Genomic DNA, 19781 nt, shown 5'->3' on the forward strand with positions numbered 1-19781 from the left:
GCCTCAAAACGACACCCCGAGCGAAAAATGCAGGCGGAATTGACGGGTGGCTTCGCCATACGCCAGATCGAGATTCACCGGCCCCACCGGGGAGCGGTAGCGCGCGCCGACGCCGTAGCCGAACACCGGCGACAGCTGGCGCGGCGTATCGGCCGCATCGCCCGCATCGACGAACAGTGCCATGCCCCAGTCGCGGTTGAAGAAATAGTTGTACTCGACGCTGCCGGTGGCAAGGTAGCGCACCGACGCCACGCCGCCGGCAAGGGTGCGCCCCAGGCTCTGGTAGGCGTAGCCGCGCACCGAATTGTCGCCGCCGGCCCGGAACAGGAAATCGGTGGGAATGCCGTCGCGCGTATCTGCCAGCACGCTGCCAAGCTCGCCGCGCAGGACCAGTCGACCGTTGGCGCCGGCCTGGAAATACTGGGTGTGGCGGCCGTAGAGGCGAATGAAGTTGGTGTCCGACAACAGGGCGGCTGCGGCCCCGCCCCCTGCAGGGTCAGCACATGGCCCCGGCGGGTAGAACGCGCGCCCCACCGTGCGCTGGGTCCACGCGTAGTTGGCGGTCAGTGCCTGATTGCGTTCATTGACCACGTCGCCGATGCTCTGCTGCTCGGCCTGGTACTGCAGTGAAACCGTGGTCTCGATCTGTCCGCGCGTGCGGCTGCGCTTGGCCACCGCCAGCACGGAGCGGGTCTTCTGGCCCTTGATGTCCTCGTGCTTGATCTGTGTCCCGAGACTGTTCTCGTAGCCGGCGGAGGTGCGCGGCCAGGCGAGTTCCGCCGCGCCGGATTGTTGCGTGGTTTCGATGCGCGCATCGAGCTTGAGGCGCAACCCGCGATCGGCGATGTCGCGCGCCAGCCACCCCATCTGCACGCGCGCGCCGGTATCCGTGCTCACCCCCACCCCACGCTGAACCGTTTTTCCGGTCGCTCCACCACCTCGATCCGGATCGGTGCCGCCGCCGCCAGCGCGGGATCGGGCTCGACGCGGACCGTGGCGTGCGAGTAATAGCCGCTCGTTTCCAGCGCCATCTGGTAGTCGAGCAGGTCCTGCTGGCGAAACGGTTTACCCGGCTTGACGGGACTGAGATTGCGGATGATCGATTCGGGATAGCGCCGGGCGCCACTGACCACCGGGTCGCCGTAGAAGAACGCCGGTCCGCTGTCGATCGTCAGCGTCAGGTCGGCGGCCTGCGCGGCGGGATCGATGCGCGCCTCGCTCGCCACCAGTTGCGCCGCCGGATACCGGCTCGCCAGCAAGGGCCGCAGGACGGCCAGCTTGGCCGCATCCCAGTCCGCCTGGCGAAACGGCATGCCCTGCTTCAGCGAAAAGCTGCGCTCGATACGCCCCCGCAGGCCGGCCGCGTCGGCACGCGTGTTCAGGGCGCCGTCAAAACCAGCGCCACGTTGCGGACCGTGGTACGCGTGCCAGGGTCGATCCGGTAATCCACCCGCCAGTCGTCGCCCACCCGTTCCACCGCGCTCTCCACCCGGGGCGAGAAATAACCTTCGGTCGCCAGCAGATCGCGCGCCGTCTGATCGCTTTGCCGCTGCAGCCGTGCGATTTCGTCGGCATCCAGCTTCTCTCCCGACCGTGCCGCCCGGGCCGTTTCGAGGTGCTGCATCAGCAGCGCCTTCAGCGCGTCGGGCGCATCCACCTCCACGATCAATGCGTGCGCCGGCGTCGCGCACAGCGCGGCCAGCAGCAGCAAGGCTTTCAAAAGACGAGCAGGCAAGACGGTCCTGACGGAAAGAGGTCAGGCCATTCTAGGGGTGCTGCGCGTGGCGGGAACCCTGCGACCGGGCTAATCGGGGATATCCGGCTCGACGAGGTCCGCCAGATGGGCAAGCGATTCCTGCCAGCCGAGATAGCAGGACTCGACGGGAATGGCGCCAGGGATGCCTTCCTGCACGATGTTCAGCTCGGTCCCGCAGGATACGGGCTTCAGGCTGACCGTCGTCCGCATTTCGCCCGCCAGATTAGGGTCGTCGAATTGATCCGAATAGCAAATGCGTGCGTTCGGCACGAGCTCGAGGTAGGTGCCGCCAAAATAGTGGCTGTGCCCGGAGCTGAAGTTCGTGAACGACATCTTGTAGGTGCCGCCCACTTTCGCCTCCAAGTGGTGGACCTTTGCGGTGAATCCGTTCGGTGGAAGCCATTTGGCCTGTGCGTCCGCGTCGAGGAATGCCCGGTAGACTTTCTCGGGCGTCGTTCGAAGCACACGATGAAGCTTGACGGTATGGGTCGCCATGGGTCCTTCTCCTTTCAAGGTGAGTGCGTGATATGCCGGGTGTGGCATATCACGTCGACGAACGAGCCGGCTCGATTTCGACAGTCTTCGCACATTACCTCAAAAAGAGGGCGGATTCCGCCCTCTTTCCCTCTCGGCTAAGCGGTCAGGCTGCTTGAGCGACGGCCGCTTTCTCGAAACTGAACACTCCGCCCTGCGCATCCACCCGGATGGTGTCCTTGGGACCGAAGTGCCCGGCCAGGATTTCCTTCGCCAGCGCGTTCTCGAGTTCGCTCTGGATCGCACGTTTGAGCGGCCGCGCGCCGCACATCAGATCGCAGCTGGGCTTAGCGTGGAGAGTGAGTGAATTGGGTAGGCTATAACCACATTGAATTATGCTGGCAATCCGGGCGAAATTTCCCAACATCTCGCCCGGCGGTCATCGCATGCTCGTCATGCCAATGCCTTGAACTTTGCACTCAAGGGCGGATATAAGCATAGCCCTCCTGCTGCCTATGCATAATCTCGGGCACACCGGACTTGACGTACCCCAGATTGGGAAGCATGTCGTCTTTCGACAGATTTGTTTTTCTCATGGTGTTCTCGCATGCGACTACTTTGACTCCATCTGCAATCGCATCTGCCACTCTGGTAGCAACGGNGGAATCGAGTTTCAGAATCGGCAGGCCCGGTCCATACGCTACGATTTCAATATCCACATTCCCCTTGCCGATATCCTCTTGAACATTTTCAGCATTGTTCAGGGCGAGAGTCCATTNTTTCGGATCGTTGTCGCTTATCTGGATGACCACTTTTTGTTTGACGGCAGCGGCTGCGTGATCCGCCTTATCGCTAGCCGCAGAGGAAACTGAGGACATAGTCAACCCGCAAACAAGTCCAAGCAAAACGCAAATATGTGTCTTTGTTCTCATGAAATGTCCTTCCAGGATAGGTGAGTGTATTCATTGTTTCCGGTGCAGGAGCAAACCTGCTGAATAGGACTATTACGTCATATCGGATTTCCAGAAAGTGTTTGTCACGCAAATAATCGACACCAGCCGAGCAGTAACGACTGTGCATTCGCACAGTCGTTACTGCTCAAGTTGTGTATAAAATCTGGACAATATCCGTATCTCAGGGTCGGACTATGCTGAGGTTTCCGTTTGTTTATCAGCTCTCCCTTGCACCCGTCGTGGTGATTGCCTTGCTTACGGGACTGATAGGGTACTCATTGTTCGGTTTGGCTCAAATCCGCCATGAAAATGAGGTCGTGCAGCAATGGGTTCGCATTACCGATCGCCTTCATGTGGCAATCAGTACGGGGTATCGGCTTCAGGAAATCACCACGCGCACACTTCACGACGAGCGCGCGATCCCTGTTTTCGCGCCTCAGGAGTACCTTCAACAATCAGCCATTTTTTCCGAGAATCTCCTGTACCCGGAAGTGATTTATAAGATGCCTTCGGATCTCCGGGCACTCGTGGAGAAGGAGCAGGCAATCATAAATGACCATGCCCGGTTCAATCCCGAAAACGCCAACTCTGCTCTAGCCGTCTTGATACCTAGACTTGAAGCATTCAACAGCGCTTTATGGGAGGGAAAACGCCTCGCGTATGCCAATTACTACACCAATCTCAACAGCGTTATTGCCGATTTGGTGGAGACATCGCTTTATACATTGCTTGCATGTCTGTTTCTTGCTGTCATTCTATCGGCTATCACAGTGCACTCTGTCCGGCAGCGTATTGGCGTACTTGCCCTGCAAGCCCGCGCTCTTTGCAGTGGCAATCTAGTACCAGTCAAAGCTCCTCCTGCTGTCCGAGATGAACTTGATGAACTGACAGATTGTGTCGCCAATATGACTCAGCGCCTCCTCAACGTCGTCGCGGTGGAGAAATTCCTGCAGGGGGTAGAAAACGAACGTAAGCGAATCGCTATGGACCTTCATGACCAAGCGCTTGCCGACCTGACGGCGGTTTCGCGCGCACTGGAAGCCGCTGAAAAATTGCCAGTTACCGAACAAGCTGACCAATTGGCTCCACTTAGAGGGGAGGTGAAAAACATTTCCGCAAGCATACGGAACATTATCGATGACCTTCATCCGCAAACGCTCGACATTCTTGGACTGGAAGCTGCAACACGCTCTTTTCTTGAACGCAACGTCGCGAGAGTACCGCACTGGATTCTCCGATTTGAACAGGAAACCGAGCGAACTCTGACAGAATTCCAGCGCGTTAACTTGTTTCGCATCATCAGCGAATCCGTCTCCAATGTCTTGCGGCATGCGCATGCCACGCTATGCGAAATTACGCTGCACACAGTGGACGGCCATATTGTATTGATCATCGATGATGACGGCATAGGTATTACGACCCTCACAACTTCCAGCACCGACAGGCACGGACTTTCCAACCTCCGCCAGCGTGCCCGCGCAATGGGTGCGACATTCAATCACGGACACTCTCGGTTCGATACCGGCACACGGTTGGATTTCCGCTGGCCGCTCATCCAGAGTGTAGGGAGCCCAGTAAATGAATCCTGATCATGCCCTGATTATTGCGGACGACAATTCGAGAGATCGAAATTTCATTATCGAGGTGCTCGCCCCTCGCCAATTGATACCGGCAGAGAATGGCGCAGAGGCGCTATCCCTGTGCGCCGACGTGGAACAGCCATGGGTTATTACCGATATCCAGATGCCCCGGATAAATGGTATTGAACTGGCACGCCGCGTATGGGAAACAAAGCCAAGCGCACGTTTCCTGTTCTGGTCGCAGTATGACGACGAGATGTACGTGCGCGCACTCGCCAAGAGTGTCCCCGCGGAAACCGTGTACGGCTACATCATGAAAAATAATTCGGTAACGATTCTTGAAAAGGCGGTGAACGCGGTTTTCGATGAATGCCAATGCTGGATTGATCCTCAAGTACGCCCGGTGCAGGCCCGGGCGCACAAACATACCTCGTCGATCTCAGACCTCGAATTCGAGGTCTTGATAGACGTCGCACTGGGACTGACCGACAATGCGATTGCCGAGCGACACTATCTTTCCCGACGTGGTGTCCAGAACCGGCTTCAGTCGCTTTACATAAAGCTTGGCGCCAATACGGAAGGCCATACTTTGAGCGACAGTGAACTCATCAATGTGCGTATGCGTGCAGTGGCCCTGGCCTTGCAGCGCGGATTAATCAACGCATTTGAGCTCCAAAAAGAGGAAGAAAAGCTTTCTGCCTGGATTAAGTCTCGAACAATCAATCAAGGATGATGACTGGCCATAACCGGGATTGACGCCGCTCGTTGTACTGTATGGGAACTTAGTCTAGAGGAAACGCACCATGCGATGGAAATGGCTCGCCGCAGTCATCATGGGGATGTTGGCGTTTAATGCCGTAGCTTCGAACGGCGCCACCTCGCCGTATGGAACGGCTGGCGTCAAAACGCGCCCAATGCCCGTACTCAATACAGTGTTCGATGTCAGTTATGACGANCCAAGAAAACTCGAACTCCTCTACGATTTCGTCCAAAACACCAGGCAGGTTACGCGCGGAAAAGTCGTGATCGTGACCCATGGCCCGGAACTCAAAGCTTTCGCCAAGAAAAACTATAAGGAATTCCAGGCCATTGTTGACAAGATGGCCGACCTAGCAAACACAGGGGTGAAGTTTTATATGTGCAGCAATGCCATGAAAATGGCCGGCTACAGGCCAGAAGACATGCATGGCTTCATTACTGTTGTGCCATCTGGCTTTGCGGAAATTGCATACCTTGAGTACCAAGGTTATCAGTACATCAATCCGACNCCCCTATCCACCAAGGATATCGGGAAAACCAGATAGCCCGACGAATCGGTTGCTTGCGCACCAGTCGATATGAGCGCAAGCAATCCCTTGAAAAACGTCCGTTAAGCCTTCTCGAAACTGAACACTCCGCCCTGCGCATCCACCCGGATGGTGTCCTTGGGACCGAAGTGCCCGGCTAGGATTTCCTTCGCCAGCGCGTTCTCGAGTTCGCTCTGGATCGCACGTTTGAGCGGCCGCGCGCCGTAGATCGGATCGAAACCGGCCTTGACGATTTCGGCCAGCGCCGCATCGCTGATGTCGAGCTTCATCTCCATCTGCGCCAGGCGCTGCTCCAGGCCTTGCAGCTGGATCTTCGCGATGCTGGCGATGTTCGATTCGGACAGCGCGTGGAAGACGACGACCTCGTCGATGCGGTTGATGAACTCGGGGCGGAAGTAGGACTTCACTTCGCCCAGCACCGCGAGCTTCACCACTTGATAGTCGTCGCCCGCCATCTGCTGGATCATCTGGCTGCCGAGGTTGGACGTCATCACGATCACGGTGTTGCGGAAGTCGACGGTGCGGCCCTGGCCATCGGTCAGGCGGCCGTCGTCGAGCACCTGCAGCAGCACGTTGAAGACGTCCGGGTGCGCCTTCTCGACCTCGTCCATCAGGATGACGGAGTAAGGCTTGCGGCGCACCGCTTCGGTCAGGTAACCGCCCTCCTCATAGCCGACGTAGCCGGGCGGTGCGCCGATCAGGCGGGCGACCGAATGCTTCTCCATGAATTCACTCATGTCGATGCGGATCATGTGGTCGGCGGAATCGAACAGATACTCGGCGAGCGTCTTGCACAGTTCGGTCTTGCCGACGCCCGTCGGGCCGAGGAACAGGAAGGAGCCGAGCGGCCGGTTGGGATCGGACAGGCCCGCGCGTGAACGCCGGATGGCGTCGGAGACGACGCGCACCGCCTCATCCTGCCCCACCACGCGGCTGTGCAGCTTGTCTTCCATGTGCAGCAGCTTGTCGCGCTCGCCCTGCAGCATCTTGGATACCGGAATGCCGGTGGCGCGCGAGACGACCTCGGCGATTTCCTCGGCGCCGACTTCGGTGCGCAAGAGCTTGAAGGCGGGCTTGCCCTCACCCGCCGTTTCGGCCTGCTTCAATTGTGCCTCCAGTTGCGGCAGCTTGCCGTACTGGATCTCGGCGACCTTGTCGAGCTTGCCCTGGCGCTGCAGTTCGACCATCTCGCCGCGCAGCTTGTCGATTTCTTCCTTGATGTGCGCGGAGCCCTGCACCTGCGCCTTCTCGGATTTCCAGACTTCCTCGAGGTCGGCGTATTCGCGGCCGAGCTTCTCGATCTCGGCTTCCAGCAGACCCAGGCGTTNTTTCGACGCCTCGTCGGTTTCCCGCTTCACCGCCTCGCGCTCGATCTTCAGCTGGATGATGCGGCGGTCGAGCTTGTCCATCACCTCCGGCTTGGAGTCGATTTCCATCTTGATGCGCGCGGCGGCCTCGTCGATCAGGTCGATGGCCTTGTCGGGCAGGAAGCGGTCGGTGATGTAGCGGTGGCTCAACTCCGCCGCGGCGACGATCGCCGGGTCGGTGATGTCGACGCCGTGGTGCAGTTCATAGCGTTCCTGCAGGCCGCGCAGGATGGCGATGGTCGACTCGACCGAGGGCTCGTCGACCATGACCTTCTGGAAGCGGCGCTCGAGCGCGGCGTCCTTCTCGATGTACTTGCGGTATTCGTCGAGCGTGGTCGCGCCGATGAGATGTAATTCACCCCTGGCCAGCGCAGGCTTCAGCATGTTGCCGGCGTCGATCGCGCCTTCGGCCTTGCCGGCGCCGACCAGGGTATGGATTTCGTCGAGGAAGACGATGTAACGGCCGGCATCCATCGCCAGCTCCTTCAGCACCGCCTTCAGGCGTTCCTCGAATTCACCACGGTACTTGGCGCCGGCCAGCAAGGCGGCGAGGTCGAGCACCAGCACTTTCTTGCCCTTGAGCGTCTCGGGCACTTCGTCATTAATTATCCGCTGCGCCAAACCTTCAACAATTGCCGTTTTTCCGACGCCAGGCTCGCCGATCAGCACCGGGTTGTTCTTGGTACGGCGCTGCAGGATCTGGATCGAGCGGCGGATTTCGTCGTCGCGCCCGATCACCGGATCGAGCTTGCCGTCGCGGGCGCGCTGGGTGAGGTCGAGCGTGTACTTGGCGAGCGCCTCGCGCTGGCCTTCGGCTTCCTGCGACGTCACGCCCTCGCCGCCGCGAATGGCCTGGATGGCCTGTTCCAGTGCGGCCTTCTGGGCGCCGTGCTGTTTCAGCAGGCGGCCGGTCTCGCCCTTGTCGTCGAGCGCCGCCAGCAGGAACAGCTCGGAGGCGATGAAGGCGTCGTTGCGCTTCATCGCCTCCTTGTCCGTGAGATTGAGCAGATTGTTGAGTTCGCGTGAGATGCTCACCTCGCCGCCCTGGCCCTGGACCTTGGGCAGGCGATCCAGCGCCTGGGCCAACGAGGCTTTTAGCGCGGGCACCTGCACGCCGGCGCGCGACAGGATCGACGCCGCGCCGCCGCCTTCCTGGTTCAGCAGCGCCAGCAGCAGGTGCTGTGGCTCGATATAGGCATGGTCGCCGCCGACGGCCAGGCTTTGCGCGTCGGAAAACGCCTGTTGGAACTGGGTGGTGAGCTTGTCGAAACGCATAAGTAACCTCGTGCTGGGTTATATTCAATGGCAACCAAATAGAGGCGTTCCCGCCCATTTCAACCCGTCATGTCTTAATTAAAGACCAGTCATGTCAGATTTGCTCGCTTCCGCCGTCGAAACCGATGTGAACCGCGCGCTGGCCGAGGATGTCGGCAGCGGCGACCTCACTGCCCTGCTCATCCCGGCGACGCAGACCGCCCACGCCTGCGTCATCACCCGCGAACCCGCCGTGATCGCCGGCCGGCCGTGGTTCGACGCCTGCTTCCGGGCGCTCGATCTCGGCTGCGTCATCGACTGGCGCGTCAACGAAGGCGCACCGGTTGCGGCCGGCAGCGTACTGGTCGAACTCAGCGGCAATGCGCGCGCTGCTCACCGCCGAACGCCCGGCGCTGAACTTCCTGCAGACGCTGTCGTCGGTGGCCACTGCGACACGTCCCTACGTCGAGGCTGTACGCGGCAACCATGCCGCAATCCTCGACACCCGAAAACCTTGCCCGGCCTGCGCTTGGCCGAGAAATACGCGGTGCGGGTGGGCGGTGGGCAGAACCAGCGCGTGGGGCTGTACGACGGCATCCTGATCAAGGAAAACCACATTGCGGCGGCCGGCGGCATCGCGCAGGTACTCAATGCCGCATTCGAGCTGGCCGCAGGTAAGGTCAGCGTACAGATCGAAGTGGAAAACCTGGATGAACTCGACCAGGCGCTGGCGGCCGGCGCATCGCTGATCCTGCTCGACAATTTCAGCCTCGACGACATGCGCCATGCGGTGCGGCTCGCCCACGGGCGCGCCCTGCTCGAAGCCTCGGGCAATATCACACTCGATACCGTGCGCGCCGTGGCCGAAACCGGGGTCGACCGCATTTCCGTCGGCAGCCTGACCAAGCATATCCGCGCGGTGGACCTGTCGATGCGCATCGACACCCTGTGATAGCGCCATCCTCAATTCACATCGTGCGCGTCCGCTACAACGACCCGGCGCACGCCGCGGCACTGGTCGGCCTGCTGGACGCCTACGCGCGCGATCCGGCGGGTGGCGGCGAACCGCTCGGCGACTTCGCACGCGCCAACCTGGTTGACGAACTTGCCGCGCGACCCTTCATCTTCAGCGTGCTGGCCTTCGACGACGACACCCCGGTCGGCCTCGTCAACGCCATCGAGGGCTTTTCCACCTTCGCCTGCCGGCCGCTGGTCAATGTGCACGATGTCGTCGTGCTGCCCAGTCACCGCGGCCGCGGCATCGCCGCCCAGCTGTTCGCCGAGGTCGAGGCCATCGCCCGCGAACGCGGCGCCTGCAAACTGACGCTGGAAGTCCTCTCCGGCAACCGCGCCGCGCGCGGACTCTATGAAAAGCTGGGCTTCGACGACTATCGGCTCGACCCGGCCATGGGCCACGCGCAGTTCATGCAGAAGTGGCTGGACTGAGCCGCGTCCTGTCGGCGTTATGGCTGGCGCTATGGCTGCCGGTCTCGACACCGGCCTGGAGCGACCCCGCCCCGGCAATGCTGCTGGCCGAGGTCTACGCCACCGACGTCGATGTCACGCAATACTGGGTAAGCGAGAAATACGACGGCGTACGCGCCCAGTGGGACGGCAAGGCGCTGCGCTTTCGCGGCGGCGGCCGTGTGCCGGCACCGGCGTGGTTCACGGCCGGCTTCCCGGCGACGCCGCTGGATGGCGAACTCTGGATCGGCCGCGGGCGCTTCGACGCGCTGTCGGGCATCGTGCGCAGGATCGAGCCGGCGGACGCCGAATGGCGGCAGGTGCGCTATCTGGTTTTCGAATTGCCCGGCGCAGACGGCGANTTNTCAGCGCGCGTCGTTCAGATGCGGACGCTCGTCGCGCAGGCTGGCGTGCCCTGGCTGCAGGCTGTGGAACAGACACGCGTGGCCGATCGCGCCACACTGATGAAACGGCTCGACGCCGTGGTGCGCGCAGGCGGCGAAGGCCTGATGCTGCACCGCGCCGATGCNCCCTATCTCACCGGACGCAGCGATGCGTTGCTGAAGCTGAAACCCTGGCTCGACGCCGAAGCCGACGTCGTCGGCTATGTCCCCGGCAAAGGTAAATACCAGGGCATGACCGGCGCGCTGCTGATGGAAATGCCGGACGGCAAGCGTTTCCGCCTTGGCAGCGGTCTCTCCGATTCACTGCGTCGCCAGCCGCCGCCCCTCGGCACGCGCATCACCTATCGCTATCAGCACCTGACGAAAAAGGGTGTGCCGCGCTTTCCACACTATCTGCGCACAAGAGCAGATTTCTAGGGCTAGGGCTCCCCGCGCCGCAGTGCCCGCTCGATGCGGCGATCAGGCACCAGCCAGAGGATTGCGACGAATACATAAATCGCCTGCGCAATCCAGGGGGCCCAGAAGGTGGCGGCGATGGCGGTACCATAGAGAACGGGCGACAGCTTGCCCTTCCAGTCCCGCCCAACGGCCCGCTTGAGTACCGAACCGGGGCCCTCGGACGCGATGATCGCCTGCTCCAGCATCCAATAGGCAATCGCCGCCATCAGCAATACCAGCCCATACAATGCCGAAGGCACGGCTGCAAAGTGGTTCTCGCCCATCCAGCCCGTGACGAACGGAAACAGGGACAGCCAGAACAACAAATGCAGGTTCGCCCACAGAATGGGGCCGCTGACCGTGGTCGCAGCATGCAGCATGTGGTGGTGGTTGTTCCAGTAGATGCCGATGTAGACGAAGCTCAGCACATAGCTGAGAAAGGCCGGCACCAGCGGCAGCAGGACATCCAGTTGCTCGCCATGCGGTACCTTCAACTCCAGCACCATGATGGTGATGATGATGGCCAGTACGCCGTCGCTGAAGGCTTCTAGTCTATTTTTCCCCATGGGCTCTCCCAGCCGGATATTTTTTCCATGGTAGCGCAGGCGTGCTCCGGCCAACCCGGGTGTTGGCGCTCAGCTCCGCCAGATCAACGAGGCCATGCGCCCGGTCACGCCGTCGCGGCGATAGGAATAGAAGCTGTCCGATTCATTGAATGTGCAACGTCCGCCGCCATAGACGGCCTGCACGCCAATATGCCTGAGGCGAATGCGCGCGAGTTGATAGATGTCGGCGAGCCATTTGCCCGGCGCATGCGGCGCGAAGGCGGCGGCGGTTTCGGGTGCGACACCATGAAGATTTCGCGCACGTCATCGCCCACCTCAAATGCGTGCGGACCGATGGCGGGCCCCATCCAGGCCAGGATGTCTCCCGGTGCCACCCGCATCGCTGCGACCGTAGATTCCAGCACGCCGCCGGCCAGGCCTCGCCAGCCGGCATGGGCGGCAGCCACGACGCTGCCGCTGCGATCGCAGAACAGCACCGGCAGGCAGTCGGCGGTCAACACCGCGCAGACCTGCCCGGGTTCGCGCGTGAACGCCGCATCGGCTTCAGGATTCGTCTCGTGCCCAAGCTCGACCACCCGGGCGCTGTGTACCTGCCTGAGCCAACCCGGCTCCGCGGGCAGCTGCTGGCGAAGGTGCGCACGGTTGGCGGCGACGTGATCCGGATCGTCGCCGACGTGGTCGCCGAGATTGAGGCTGGCCCAAGGAGGCTGGCTCACGCCGCCGACACGGGTGGTCATGAGACTCTTGACCCGCGCAGGCGCGGGCCAGTCGGGGACGATCAGGTTCACTTGACCCAGTCGGTGTTTTCCCGCAGCGCCGCCAGCAGCGAGGCGAAGTCGGGCGGCAGCGGGCATTCCCATTGCATGAATTCCTGGGTGACCGGATGGATCAGGCCCAGTCTTTCCGCGTGCAGCGCCTGGCGCGGGAAGGGAATCTTGAGGTGGCTGCGGCGGCTGGCGCTGTAGACCGATTCGCCCACCAGCGGATGGCCGATATGCTGCATGTGCACGCGGATCTGGTGGGTGCGCCCGGTTTCGAGCTTGCAGCGCAGCAGGGTGATCCCGGNGAAGCGCTCGACCACGTCATAGTGCGTGACCGCCTCCTTGCCCATGCTGTGCACAGTGCGCTTGGTGCGGTTGTGCGGATCGCGCGCCAGCGGGGCGTCGACCGTGCCCGCATGGTCGACCTCGCCGTAGACCAGGGCCAGGTATTCGCGCTTGACGGTGCGCGCCTGCAGCTGGCGCACCAGGTCGGTGTGCGCGCGCAGGGTCTTGGCGACAACCAGCAGGCCCGAGGTGTCCTTGTCGAGCCGGTGCACGATGCCGGCGCGCGGCAGTTCGGCCACCTGCGGCACGCGATGCAGGAGCGCATTGAGCAGCGTGCCATGACGGTTGCCGCTGCCGGGATGGACCACCAGGCCGACCGGTTTGTTGATCACCATCAGCATGGTGTCCTCGAACACCACGTCGAGCGGGATCGCCTCGGGCGCATCGGGCGTGGCGTTCGGATCGGGCTCGACCTCGACCCGCACCGATTCGCCGCCGCTGACTTTCATCTTGGTCGTGGCCCAGGCGTCGTCCACCGCGATCTTGCGCGCACGGATCCAGTTCTGGATGCGGTTGCGCGAAAACTCCGGCAGCAGGGCCGACAGGGCCTGATCCAGGCGCTGTCCGCCCTGCTCGTCGGGGATTACCAGCTCGCGGACGCCGTCCCCGGTATTTCCCTTATAATCGTCCGACAAATTTTCTGTGTCTTTTCCCATGCTTAAGCAATGTTCATCCGGTTCCACCGCATTCAATCGGGTTTTGGGTGGTGTGCTGCTCGCTGCCGCACTCACCCTGGGCGGCTGCGGCCTGTTGCCCAAGGTCAAGGACGAAACCTCGGGTTGGTCGGCGCAAAACTCTACTCCGAAGCCAAGGATAATCTCAACAGCGGCAACTACGAACGCGCGGTCAAATTGTTCGAAACGCTGGAAGCGCGTTACCCCTTCGGACGTTATGCACAGCAGGCGCAACTGGAAGTGGGTTACGCCTACTACAAGGACAACGAACCGATTTCAGCCATTGCCGCATGCGATCGTTTCATCAAGCTGCACCCCAATCACCCTAACGTCGATTACGCCTACTATCTTAAGGGCCTGGCGAATTTTAACGACGATCTGGGACTGCTCGGCAACCTGGTCGACCAGGACATGAGCGAACGTGATCCCAAGGCTGCGCGCGATGCGTTCCTGGCATTCAAGGAACTGGTCACCCGCTTCCCCGACAGCAAATATGCCGAGGACTCGACCGCCCGCATGAAATACCTGGTCAACGCGCTGGCTGGCAACGAGGTCCATGTCGCCCGGTATTACCTGAAACGCAAAGCCTGGGTGGCTGCCGCCAACCGTGCCAAGGTCGTGCTGACTGACTACCCTCAGGCTCCCGCGCTGGAAGAGGCACTGGGCATCATGGTCGTGGCCTACGACAATCTGCACCTCACGGGACCGCGCGACGATGCGCTGCGGGTGCTGAAGCTCAACTTCCCCACAGCAAATATCTCAAGGGCGTGAACGTCAAGGAAAAAGCCTGGTACCGCTTCTGGTGAGCCGGAATCCGGATTGAGTCCGTCTGATTCCGGTCCGCGCGCGGATCGGGATCAGACCGCCGCCTCGCCCGACTCGCCGGTGCGGATACGCACCACCTGCTCCACCGCCGTCACGAAAATCTTGCCGTCGCCGATCTTGCCGGTGCGCGCGGCAGTGGTGATCGCTTCCATCGCGCGTTCCAGCAGACTGTCTGCAACGACCACTTCCACCTTCACCTTGGGCAGGAAATCCACCACGTATTCGGCGCCGCGATACAGCTCGGTATGGCCTTTCTGGCGGCCGAAGCCCTTGACTTCGGTCACGGTCAGCCCGGTCACGCCGATATCGGACAGCGCTTCGCGCACTTCGTCCAGCTTGAACGGCTTGATGATGGCTTCGATTTTTCATGGCAGGTCTCCTTCGGGTCGGTATTTCGAGGTAATCGGGTAGCGCCGGTCTTTTCCAAAGTTACGCGGCGTGATGCGCGGACCGGGCGGGGCCTGGCGGCGTTTGTATTCGGCGAGATCGACCATGCGGATGACCTTGCGCACGACGGCGGCATCGTATCCCGATGCGACGATGTCGCGTGCCGGCAGGTCGCGTTCGACATAGGCAGCCAGAATCGCATCGAGCACGTCGTAGGGCGGCAAACTGTCCTGGTCGGTCTGGTCGGGACGCAGTTCGGCCGACGGCGGACGGTCGATGATGCGCTGCGGAATGACCTGGGACAGGCTGTTGCGATAATTCGCCAGCCGGTACACCCGGGTTTTCGCGACGTCCTTCAGCACCGCGAAGCCGCCTGCCATGTCGCCGTACAGGGTGGCATAGCCGACCGCCATTTCGCTCTTGTTGCCGGTGGTCAGCACCAGCGTGCCGAACTTGTTGGACAGCGCCATCAGCAGTGTGCCGCGCGCGCGCTGCAGGTTCTCTTCCGTCGTGTCGGTGGCCCGTCCGGCAAACTCGCCGGCCAGTTGCGACACGAACGCCTCGTATATCGGCTTGATGGCGATTTCGGAATAGCGCACGCCCAGCCGCTTCACCATGTCGCGCGAGTCTTCGACGCTGATACCGGCCGTGTAATCCGACGGCATCATCACCGCATGCACCCGGTTGGGACCGATCGCATCGACCGCAATCGCCAGCGTCAATGCCGAATCGATCCCGCCCGATAAACCCAGATGCACGCCCTTGAAGCCGTTCTTGCCGACATAGTCGCTCACGGCCAGCACCAGTGCGTCGTAGACGGCGGCCTCCTCGTCCGGCAAGGCCTGTTGCGGCCCGCTGCAGCGGTGGCCCGCAAGGTCGACGTAGAACAGGCCTTCCTGCCAGGCCGGGCACTGTGCCGCGACCTTGCCATCGGCGTCCAGCACAAAGGACGCGCCATCGAACACCAGTTCGTCCTGCCCCCACCATGTTCGCGTACACGATCGGCAGGTCGGCCTCGAGCTGGCGCGAGCGCGCGACGGCAAGGCGCTCGCGCTCCTTGTTGAGATGATAAGGTGAGGCGTTCGGAACCAGCAGCCATTCGGCGCCGGCTTCCATCGCGCGTGTCGCCGGCCCCGGCTCCCAGATGTCGCCGCAGATGTTGAGGCCGAACGTCACGCCGCCACAGTTGAACACGCACGCGTCAGCGCCGCTGTCGAATACGCGTCGTTCGTCGAATACGGAATGATTCGGAAGATGATGCTTGCGATATACCCGCTCGACACGGCCACCGCGCAACAACGCCGCGGCATTGAACAACCCGTCGTCGCTACGCTCGGGGTAACCCACGATCAGGGCGAGGTCGGGCGGCGCATCGGCAGCCAGTTGCTGTACGGCCGCCGCGCATGCTGCAGTGAAATCGCGCCGCAGCACCAGGTCTTCGGCCGGATAGCCGCAGACCGACATTTCAGGCGTGAGCAGCAGGTCGGCACCGGCGGCATGCGCGTCCTTCGCCGCGGCCAGCAGCCGCGCCGCGTTGCCGGTGATGTCGCCAACCGTGAGGTTGAGTTGCGCGATGCCGAGTTTCATCGCGCGCCTTTACCGGGCACCCAGTGCCAGTTGTACTGCCTCGCCCAGGCCGGCCGGGCTTGCCGCGACGACGACCCCGCCGATTCCAGCGCACGGATCTTCGCGTCGGCCGTTCCGGCGCCGCCGGCGATGATCGCGCCTGCGTGGCCCATGCGCTTGCCCTTGGGCGCCGTGCGCCCGGCGATGTAGGCGGCCACCGGCTTCTTCATGTTCGAGCGGATGTACTCGGCCGCTTCTTCCTCGCGGCTGCCGCCGATCTCGCCGACCAGAATCACCGCCTCGGTCTGCGGGTCGGCCTCGAACAGTTCGAGGCAGTCGATGAAATCCAGCCCCTTGATCGGGTCGCCGCCGATGCCGACGCAGGTCGACTGCCCCAGCCCCAGTTGGGTGGTCTGATGTACCGCCTCGTAGGTCAGCGTGCCGGAGCGCGAGACGATGCCGATCTTGCCTTTTTGATGGATCACGCCCGGCATGATGCCGATCTTGCATTCGCCCGAGGTGATGATGCCGGGGCAGTTCGGGCCGATCAGCTTGGCGCCGTTGGCACGCAGGGCGGCCTTCACATTCAGCATGTCCAACACCGGGATGCCCTCGGTGATGCAGACGATGACTTCGATGCCGGCGTCGGCCGCTTCCAGGATCGAGTCGGCGGCGAAGGCGGCCGGCACATAGATCATCGTCGCCTGCGCGCCGGTCTGGCGCACCGCACCGCGCACGGTGTTGAACACCGGCAGGTTCAGATGCGTCTGCCCGCCCTTGCCCGGGGTGACGCCGCCGACCATCTGTGTGCCGTAGGCGATCGCCTGTTCGGAATGGAAGCTGCCCTGCTTGCCAGTGAAGCCCTGGCAGATGACCTTGGTGTCCTTGTTGACGAGGATGCTCATTGGGCGTCGCCTCTGAAAAGTTCATACAGAGCCATACGGCTGCGCGTCGGCGACGGGCGGCATTCGCGGCCGGTCGCATCCCGCAAGCGGGAACCCTGCTCCCTGCTCATGCCGCCTCCTCCACTGCCAGTTTCGCCGCATGCGTCAGGCTCTCCGCCGCGAGGATCGCCAACCCCGATTCGGCCAGCAGCGTGCGGCCCAGTTCGGCATTGGTGCCCTCCAGCCGCACCACCACCGGCACCTTGACGCCAACCTCCTTCACCGCCTGGATGATGCCTTCGGCGATGACATCGCAGCGCACGATGCCGCCGAAGATGTTGATCAGGACAGCCTTGACGTTGGGGTCGAGCAGGATGATCTTGAAGCCCTGTGCCACCGTCTCCGGCGTGGCACCGCCACCGACGCGAGGAAGTTGGCGGGCGTGCCGCCCTCCAATTGAATCAGATCCATCGTCGCCATCGCCAGCCCGGCGCCGTTGACCATGCAGCCGATGTTGCCGGTGAGCGCGACGTAGTTGACGTTGGCCGCATTGGCTGCCGCCTCCTTGGCGTCGATCTGGCTGTCGTCGCGCAGCTCGGCCAGCGTCTTCCTGCGATACAGCGCGTTGTCGTCGACGCTCATCTTGCAGTCGAGCGGCAGCACGCGGTTGTCGGCCGTCACCACCAGCGGGTTGATCTCGAGCAGGGAAAGGTCGTTGGCGAGGAACACGCGGTACAGCTGCGGCAACAAGCGGCAGAAATCCTTGTAGGCCTCACCCGTCAGTTCCAGCGCGAAGGCCAGAGCACGACATTGGAAATCCTGCACGCCCAGCAAGGGATCGCAGGCTTCGGTCAGAACCTTTTCCGGGGTGGTATGCGCCACCTCCTCGATGTCCATGCCGCCGGCGGCGGATGCGACGATGGCGACGCGCTCGGTCTCGCGATCCACCAACAAGGACAGGTACAGCTCACGCGCGATCGGCAGGGTTTCCTCGACCAGAACCTGGTTCACGGGCTGACCGTCGGGCGCGTTCTGGTTTGTCACCAGTGGCTTGCCGAGCAGCGAGTCAGCCACGACACGAACCTCGTCGAGCGACTTCACCACCTTGACCCCACCCGCCTTGCCGCGTCCGCCGGCGTGGATCTGCGCCTTCACTACCCAGGCGTCGCCGCCCAGTTCGTTCGCGGCGTCAACCGCGGCCTCGGCGTTCGCTGCTGCAAGGCCGCGCGGCGTGTTAATGTTGCCCGACCGCAGGATTTGTTTGGCCTGATATTCATGCAGGTTCATTTGTTTTTAAACCTGGAAACTGTGGTTAGACGTGCCCGATGGTGCGCCGGGGCGGGCGACTGGCGCGAAGCAAGGAGGCCGCAGGCTCGTGCCTGCAACGACGCGCGACAAAGCCAGATGCCTGCCCAGGCGTATCAGCGGGTACGTAGCGCGCTCATCCAGGTGACAAGAGTTATCGAAGGCAGAAAAATCAGTATCCATGTGGAATCCCTTAAGACCGCAAGCGGTCAACTACGGTTTTCAGGTTTAGAGAGCTCGCCAAAACGTGCATTTTGAAGCAAANCCCTCCGATGCGGAAGCTGTCATCCGCGTCGTTCCACGCATTGCGGAACTGTCTGCCGACGCCTGGAATGCCCTGGCCGGCGATTCGCCTTTCCTGCAGCATGCCTTTTTGCACGCACTGGAGGCCACCGGCTGCATCGGGCCCGACATCGGCTGGGAGCCGGTGCACCTGGCGCTGTTCCGCAACGGCCATCTCGACGCCGCGATGCCGCTTTACGTCAAGCATCACTCCTGGGGCGAGTTCGTGTTCGACTGGGCGTGGGCCGACGCCTACCGCCGGCATGGCTTGAGTTATTACCCCAAGCTGGTGTGCTGCGTGCCATTCTCGCCGGTGCCCGGCCCGCGCTTGTTGGCAAAAAGCGATGCCGACCGCGCGACGCTGATCCATGCCGCGCTCAAACTTACGAAAGACCTGGGGTTTTCGTCCCTCCATATCCTGTTCCCCACCGAACCGGACCATGCCGCGCTCGAAGCAACGCCCTTGCTGCATCGAAGCGGCTTCCAGTTCCACTGGAATAACGCGGGCTATGCCGATTTCGACGCATTTCTCGCCGCGATGACCCACGACAAGCGCAAGAAAATCCGTCAGGAAAGAAAGAAGCTCGCCCACCTCGGCGTGACGTTCCGCTGGGTCGAGGGCGCGGAGAGCACGGATGCCGATTGGGACCATTTCTATCGCTGCTATGCCGACACCTACGCTCGCCACCGCAGCGAGCCGCATCTCAACCAGGCTTTCTTTGCCGAACTGCGCGCGACGCTACCCGACAATCTGGTGCTCATCATTGCCGACAAGGATGGCGAACCCGTCGCCTGCTCGTTCTGCATGAAAGATGGCCAGCGCCTGTACGGCCGCCACTGGGGCACGCTGGAATACCTGCCCGGACTGCATTTCGAGACCTGCTACCAGCAGGGCATCGAATATGCCATCGCGCATGGGCTTTCGGTATTCGAAGGCGGCGCACAGGGCGAGCACAAGCTCGCGCGCGGCCTGGTCCCCACCGCCACGCATTCTTGGCACTGGCTGGAGAATGCCGAATTCCGCGAGGCGGTCGACCGTTTCCTCGAACGCGAGACCGATGCCATCGGCCACTACATGGACGAACTCGAGACCCCGTTCCGCCGCGAGCCACCGGCCGCCGCGCCGAAAGACGCATCATCGGGCCGCTGAATCGCTGGCTGGCCCTGCGCACTTGTTTTACACTCGCGG

General features: G+C 62.1%; 17 protein-coding genes and 5 pseudogenes. 8 read left to right on the forward strand and 14 right to left on the reverse strand.

All coding sequences use genetic code 11. The features are described from left to right. Positions 1–3 precede the first annotated feature (3 nt). The 6 genes from HZY77_RS06510 to HZY77_RS06535 form a co-directional block, all read right to left on the reverse strand. Entirely contained in the window at positions 4–897 is an 894-nt protein-coding gene (locus HZY77_RS06510; RefSeq protein ID WP_296819933.1) for a BamA/TamA family outer membrane protein, read from the reverse strand. Beyond that, on the reverse strand, positions 894–1313 hold the full coding sequence (locus HZY77_RS06515) for a POTRA domain-containing protein (RefSeq protein WP_296819936.1): 420 nt from the start codon (positions 1311–1313) through the stop codon (positions 894–896). The genes HZY77_RS06510 and HZY77_RS06515 overlap by 4 nt, the downstream gene beginning before the upstream one ends. A 65-nt stretch (positions 1314–1378) precedes the next feature. Next, positions 1379–1735: a POTRA domain-containing protein gene (locus HZY77_RS06520; protein WP_296819938.1), complete on the reverse strand. Its 357-nt coding sequence runs from the start codon at positions 1733–1735 to the stop codon at positions 1379–1381. Positions 1736–1804: 69 nt separating this feature from the next. Continuing rightward, a complete protein-coding gene (locus HZY77_RS06525) occupies positions 1805–2251 on the reverse strand; it encodes an SRPBCC family protein (RefSeq protein ID WP_296819940.1) in 447 nt (148 codons plus the stop codon). Positions 2252–2396: 145 nt separating this feature from the next. Next, complete coding sequence (locus HZY77_RS06530) at positions 2397–2561, reverse strand: hypothetical protein (RefSeq protein ID WP_296819942.1); 165 nt, start codon at positions 2559–2561, stop codon at positions 2397–2399. A gap of 148 nt (positions 2562–2709) precedes the next feature. Next, positions 2710–3162 (reverse strand): DsrE family protein, encoded by a 453-nt coding sequence (locus tag HZY77_RS06535; protein ID WP_296819944.1) that lies wholly within the window; start codon positions 3160–3162, stop codon positions 2710–2712. 215 nt (positions 3163–3377) lie between these two features. Here HZY77_RS06535 and HZY77_RS06540 point away from each other — a divergent pair, with 215 nt between their 5' ends. From HZY77_RS06540 to HZY77_RS06550, 3 genes are all read left to right on the forward strand, one after another. Next, entirely contained in the window at positions 3378–4772 is a 1395-nt protein-coding gene (locus tag HZY77_RS06540) for an ATP-binding protein (protein WP_296819946.1), read from the forward strand. Next, the gene (locus tag HZY77_RS06545) at positions 4762–5496 is read left to right on the forward strand and encodes a response regulator transcription factor (protein WP_296819948.1); all 735 of its coding nucleotides are present in this window, start codon (positions 4762–4764) and stop codon (positions 5494–5496) included. Before HZY77_RS06540 ends, HZY77_RS06545 begins: the two co-directional genes overlap by 11 nt. Positions 5497–5566: 70 nt before the next feature. Continuing rightward, positions 5567–6067: a DsrE family protein gene (locus HZY77_RS06550; RefSeq protein ID WP_296819950.1), complete on the forward strand. Its 501-nt coding sequence runs from the start codon at positions 5567–5569 to the stop codon at positions 6065–6067. A 65-nt stretch (positions 6068–6132) separates the two neighbouring features. On the opposite strand, the gene clpB is transcribed toward HZY77_RS06550, so the two are convergent. Next, on the reverse strand, positions 6133–8712 hold the full coding sequence (gene clpB, locus HZY77_RS06555) for an ATP-dependent chaperone ClpB (protein ID WP_296819952.1): 2580 nt from the start codon (positions 8710–8712) through the stop codon (positions 6133–6135). 91 nt (positions 8713–8803) lie between these two features. Between clpB and nadC the strand changes: the two are divergent. The 3 genes and pseudogenes from nadC to HZY77_RS06570 all read left to right on the forward strand — a co-directional run bounded on the left by nadC (position 8804) and on the right by HZY77_RS06570 (position 10976). Further along, positions 8804–9643, forward strand: a pseudogene (gene nadC, locus HZY77_RS06560) (carboxylating nicotinate-nucleotide diphosphorylase). A gap of 23 nt (positions 9644–9666) precedes the next feature. Further along, positions 9667–10137, forward strand: coding sequence for a GNAT family N-acetyltransferase (locus HZY77_RS06565; protein ID WP_296819956.1), 471 nt, complete (start codon positions 9667–9669; stop codon positions 10135–10137). Next, positions 10125–10976 carry a DNA ligase gene (locus tag HZY77_RS06570; protein ID WP_296819958.1) on the forward strand — a complete coding sequence of 284 codons (852 nt, stop codon included), beginning with the start codon at positions 10125–10127 and terminating at the stop codon, positions 10974–10976. Before HZY77_RS06565 ends, HZY77_RS06570 begins: the two co-directional genes overlap by 13 nt. A 2-nt stretch (positions 10977–10978) precedes the next feature. Here HZY77_RS06570 and HZY77_RS06575 read toward each other — a convergent pair whose 3' ends face one another. The 3 genes and pseudogenes from HZY77_RS06575 to rluD all read right to left on the reverse strand — a co-directional run bounded on the left by HZY77_RS06575 (position 10979) and on the right by rluD (position 13325). After that, positions 10979–11563, reverse strand: a complete 585-nt coding sequence (locus HZY77_RS06575) for a TMEM175 family protein (RefSeq protein ID WP_296819960.1) — start codon at positions 11561–11563, stop codon at positions 10979–10981. 69 nt (positions 11564–11632) lie between these two features. Next, a pseudogene (gene pgeF / locus HZY77_RS06580) lies at positions 11633–12300 on the reverse strand (peptidoglycan editing factor PgeF). A gap of 47 nt (positions 12301–12347) precedes the next feature. After that, entirely contained in the window at positions 12348–13325 is a 978-nt protein-coding gene (rluD, locus tag HZY77_RS06585; RefSeq protein ID WP_296819962.1) for a 23S rRNA pseudouridine(1911/1915/1917) synthase RluD, read from the reverse strand. A gap of 123 nt (positions 13326–13448) precedes the next feature. Here rluD and HZY77_RS06590 point away from each other — a divergent pair, with 123 nt between their 5' ends. Then, on the forward strand, positions 13449–14114 hold the full coding sequence (locus tag HZY77_RS06590) for an outer membrane protein assembly factor BamD (protein ID WP_296819964.1): 666 nt from the start codon (positions 13449–13451) through the stop codon (positions 14112–14114). Between the two features lie 86 nt (positions 14115–14200). On the opposite strand, the gene HZY77_RS06595 is transcribed toward HZY77_RS06590, so the two are convergent. The 4 genes and pseudogenes from HZY77_RS06595 to sucC form a co-directional block, all read right to left on the reverse strand. Beyond that, complete coding sequence (locus tag HZY77_RS06595; protein ID WP_296820851.1) at positions 14201–14530, reverse strand: P-II family nitrogen regulator; 330 nt, start codon at positions 14528–14530, stop codon at positions 14201–14203. Positions 14531–14533: 3 nt separating this feature from the next. Next, positions 14534–16142 (reverse strand): annotated as a pseudogene (locus HZY77_RS06600) (NAD+ synthase). Between the two features lie 9 nt (positions 16143–16151). Further along, positions 16152–17026, reverse strand: a pseudogene (gene sucD / locus HZY77_RS06605) (succinate--CoA ligase subunit alpha). A 106-nt stretch (positions 17027–17132) separates the two neighbouring features. Beyond that, positions 17133–18292 (reverse strand): annotated as a pseudogene (gene sucC / locus HZY77_RS06610) (ADP-forming succinate--CoA ligase subunit beta). A 265-nt stretch (positions 18293–18557) separates the two neighbouring features. Between sucC and HZY77_RS06615 the strand changes: the two are divergent. After that, positions 18558–19742 carry a GNAT family N-acetyltransferase gene (locus HZY77_RS06615; RefSeq protein WP_296819966.1) on the forward strand — a complete coding sequence of 395 codons (1185 nt, stop codon included), beginning with the start codon at positions 18558–18560 and terminating at the stop codon, positions 19740–19742. The last annotated feature ends 39 nt before the right edge of the window (positions 19743–19781 follow it).

It is taken from the genome of Thiobacillus sp. (assembly GCF_013693775.1).
GTDB lineage: Bacteria > Pseudomonadota > Gammaproteobacteria > Burkholderiales > Thiobacillaceae > Thiobacillus.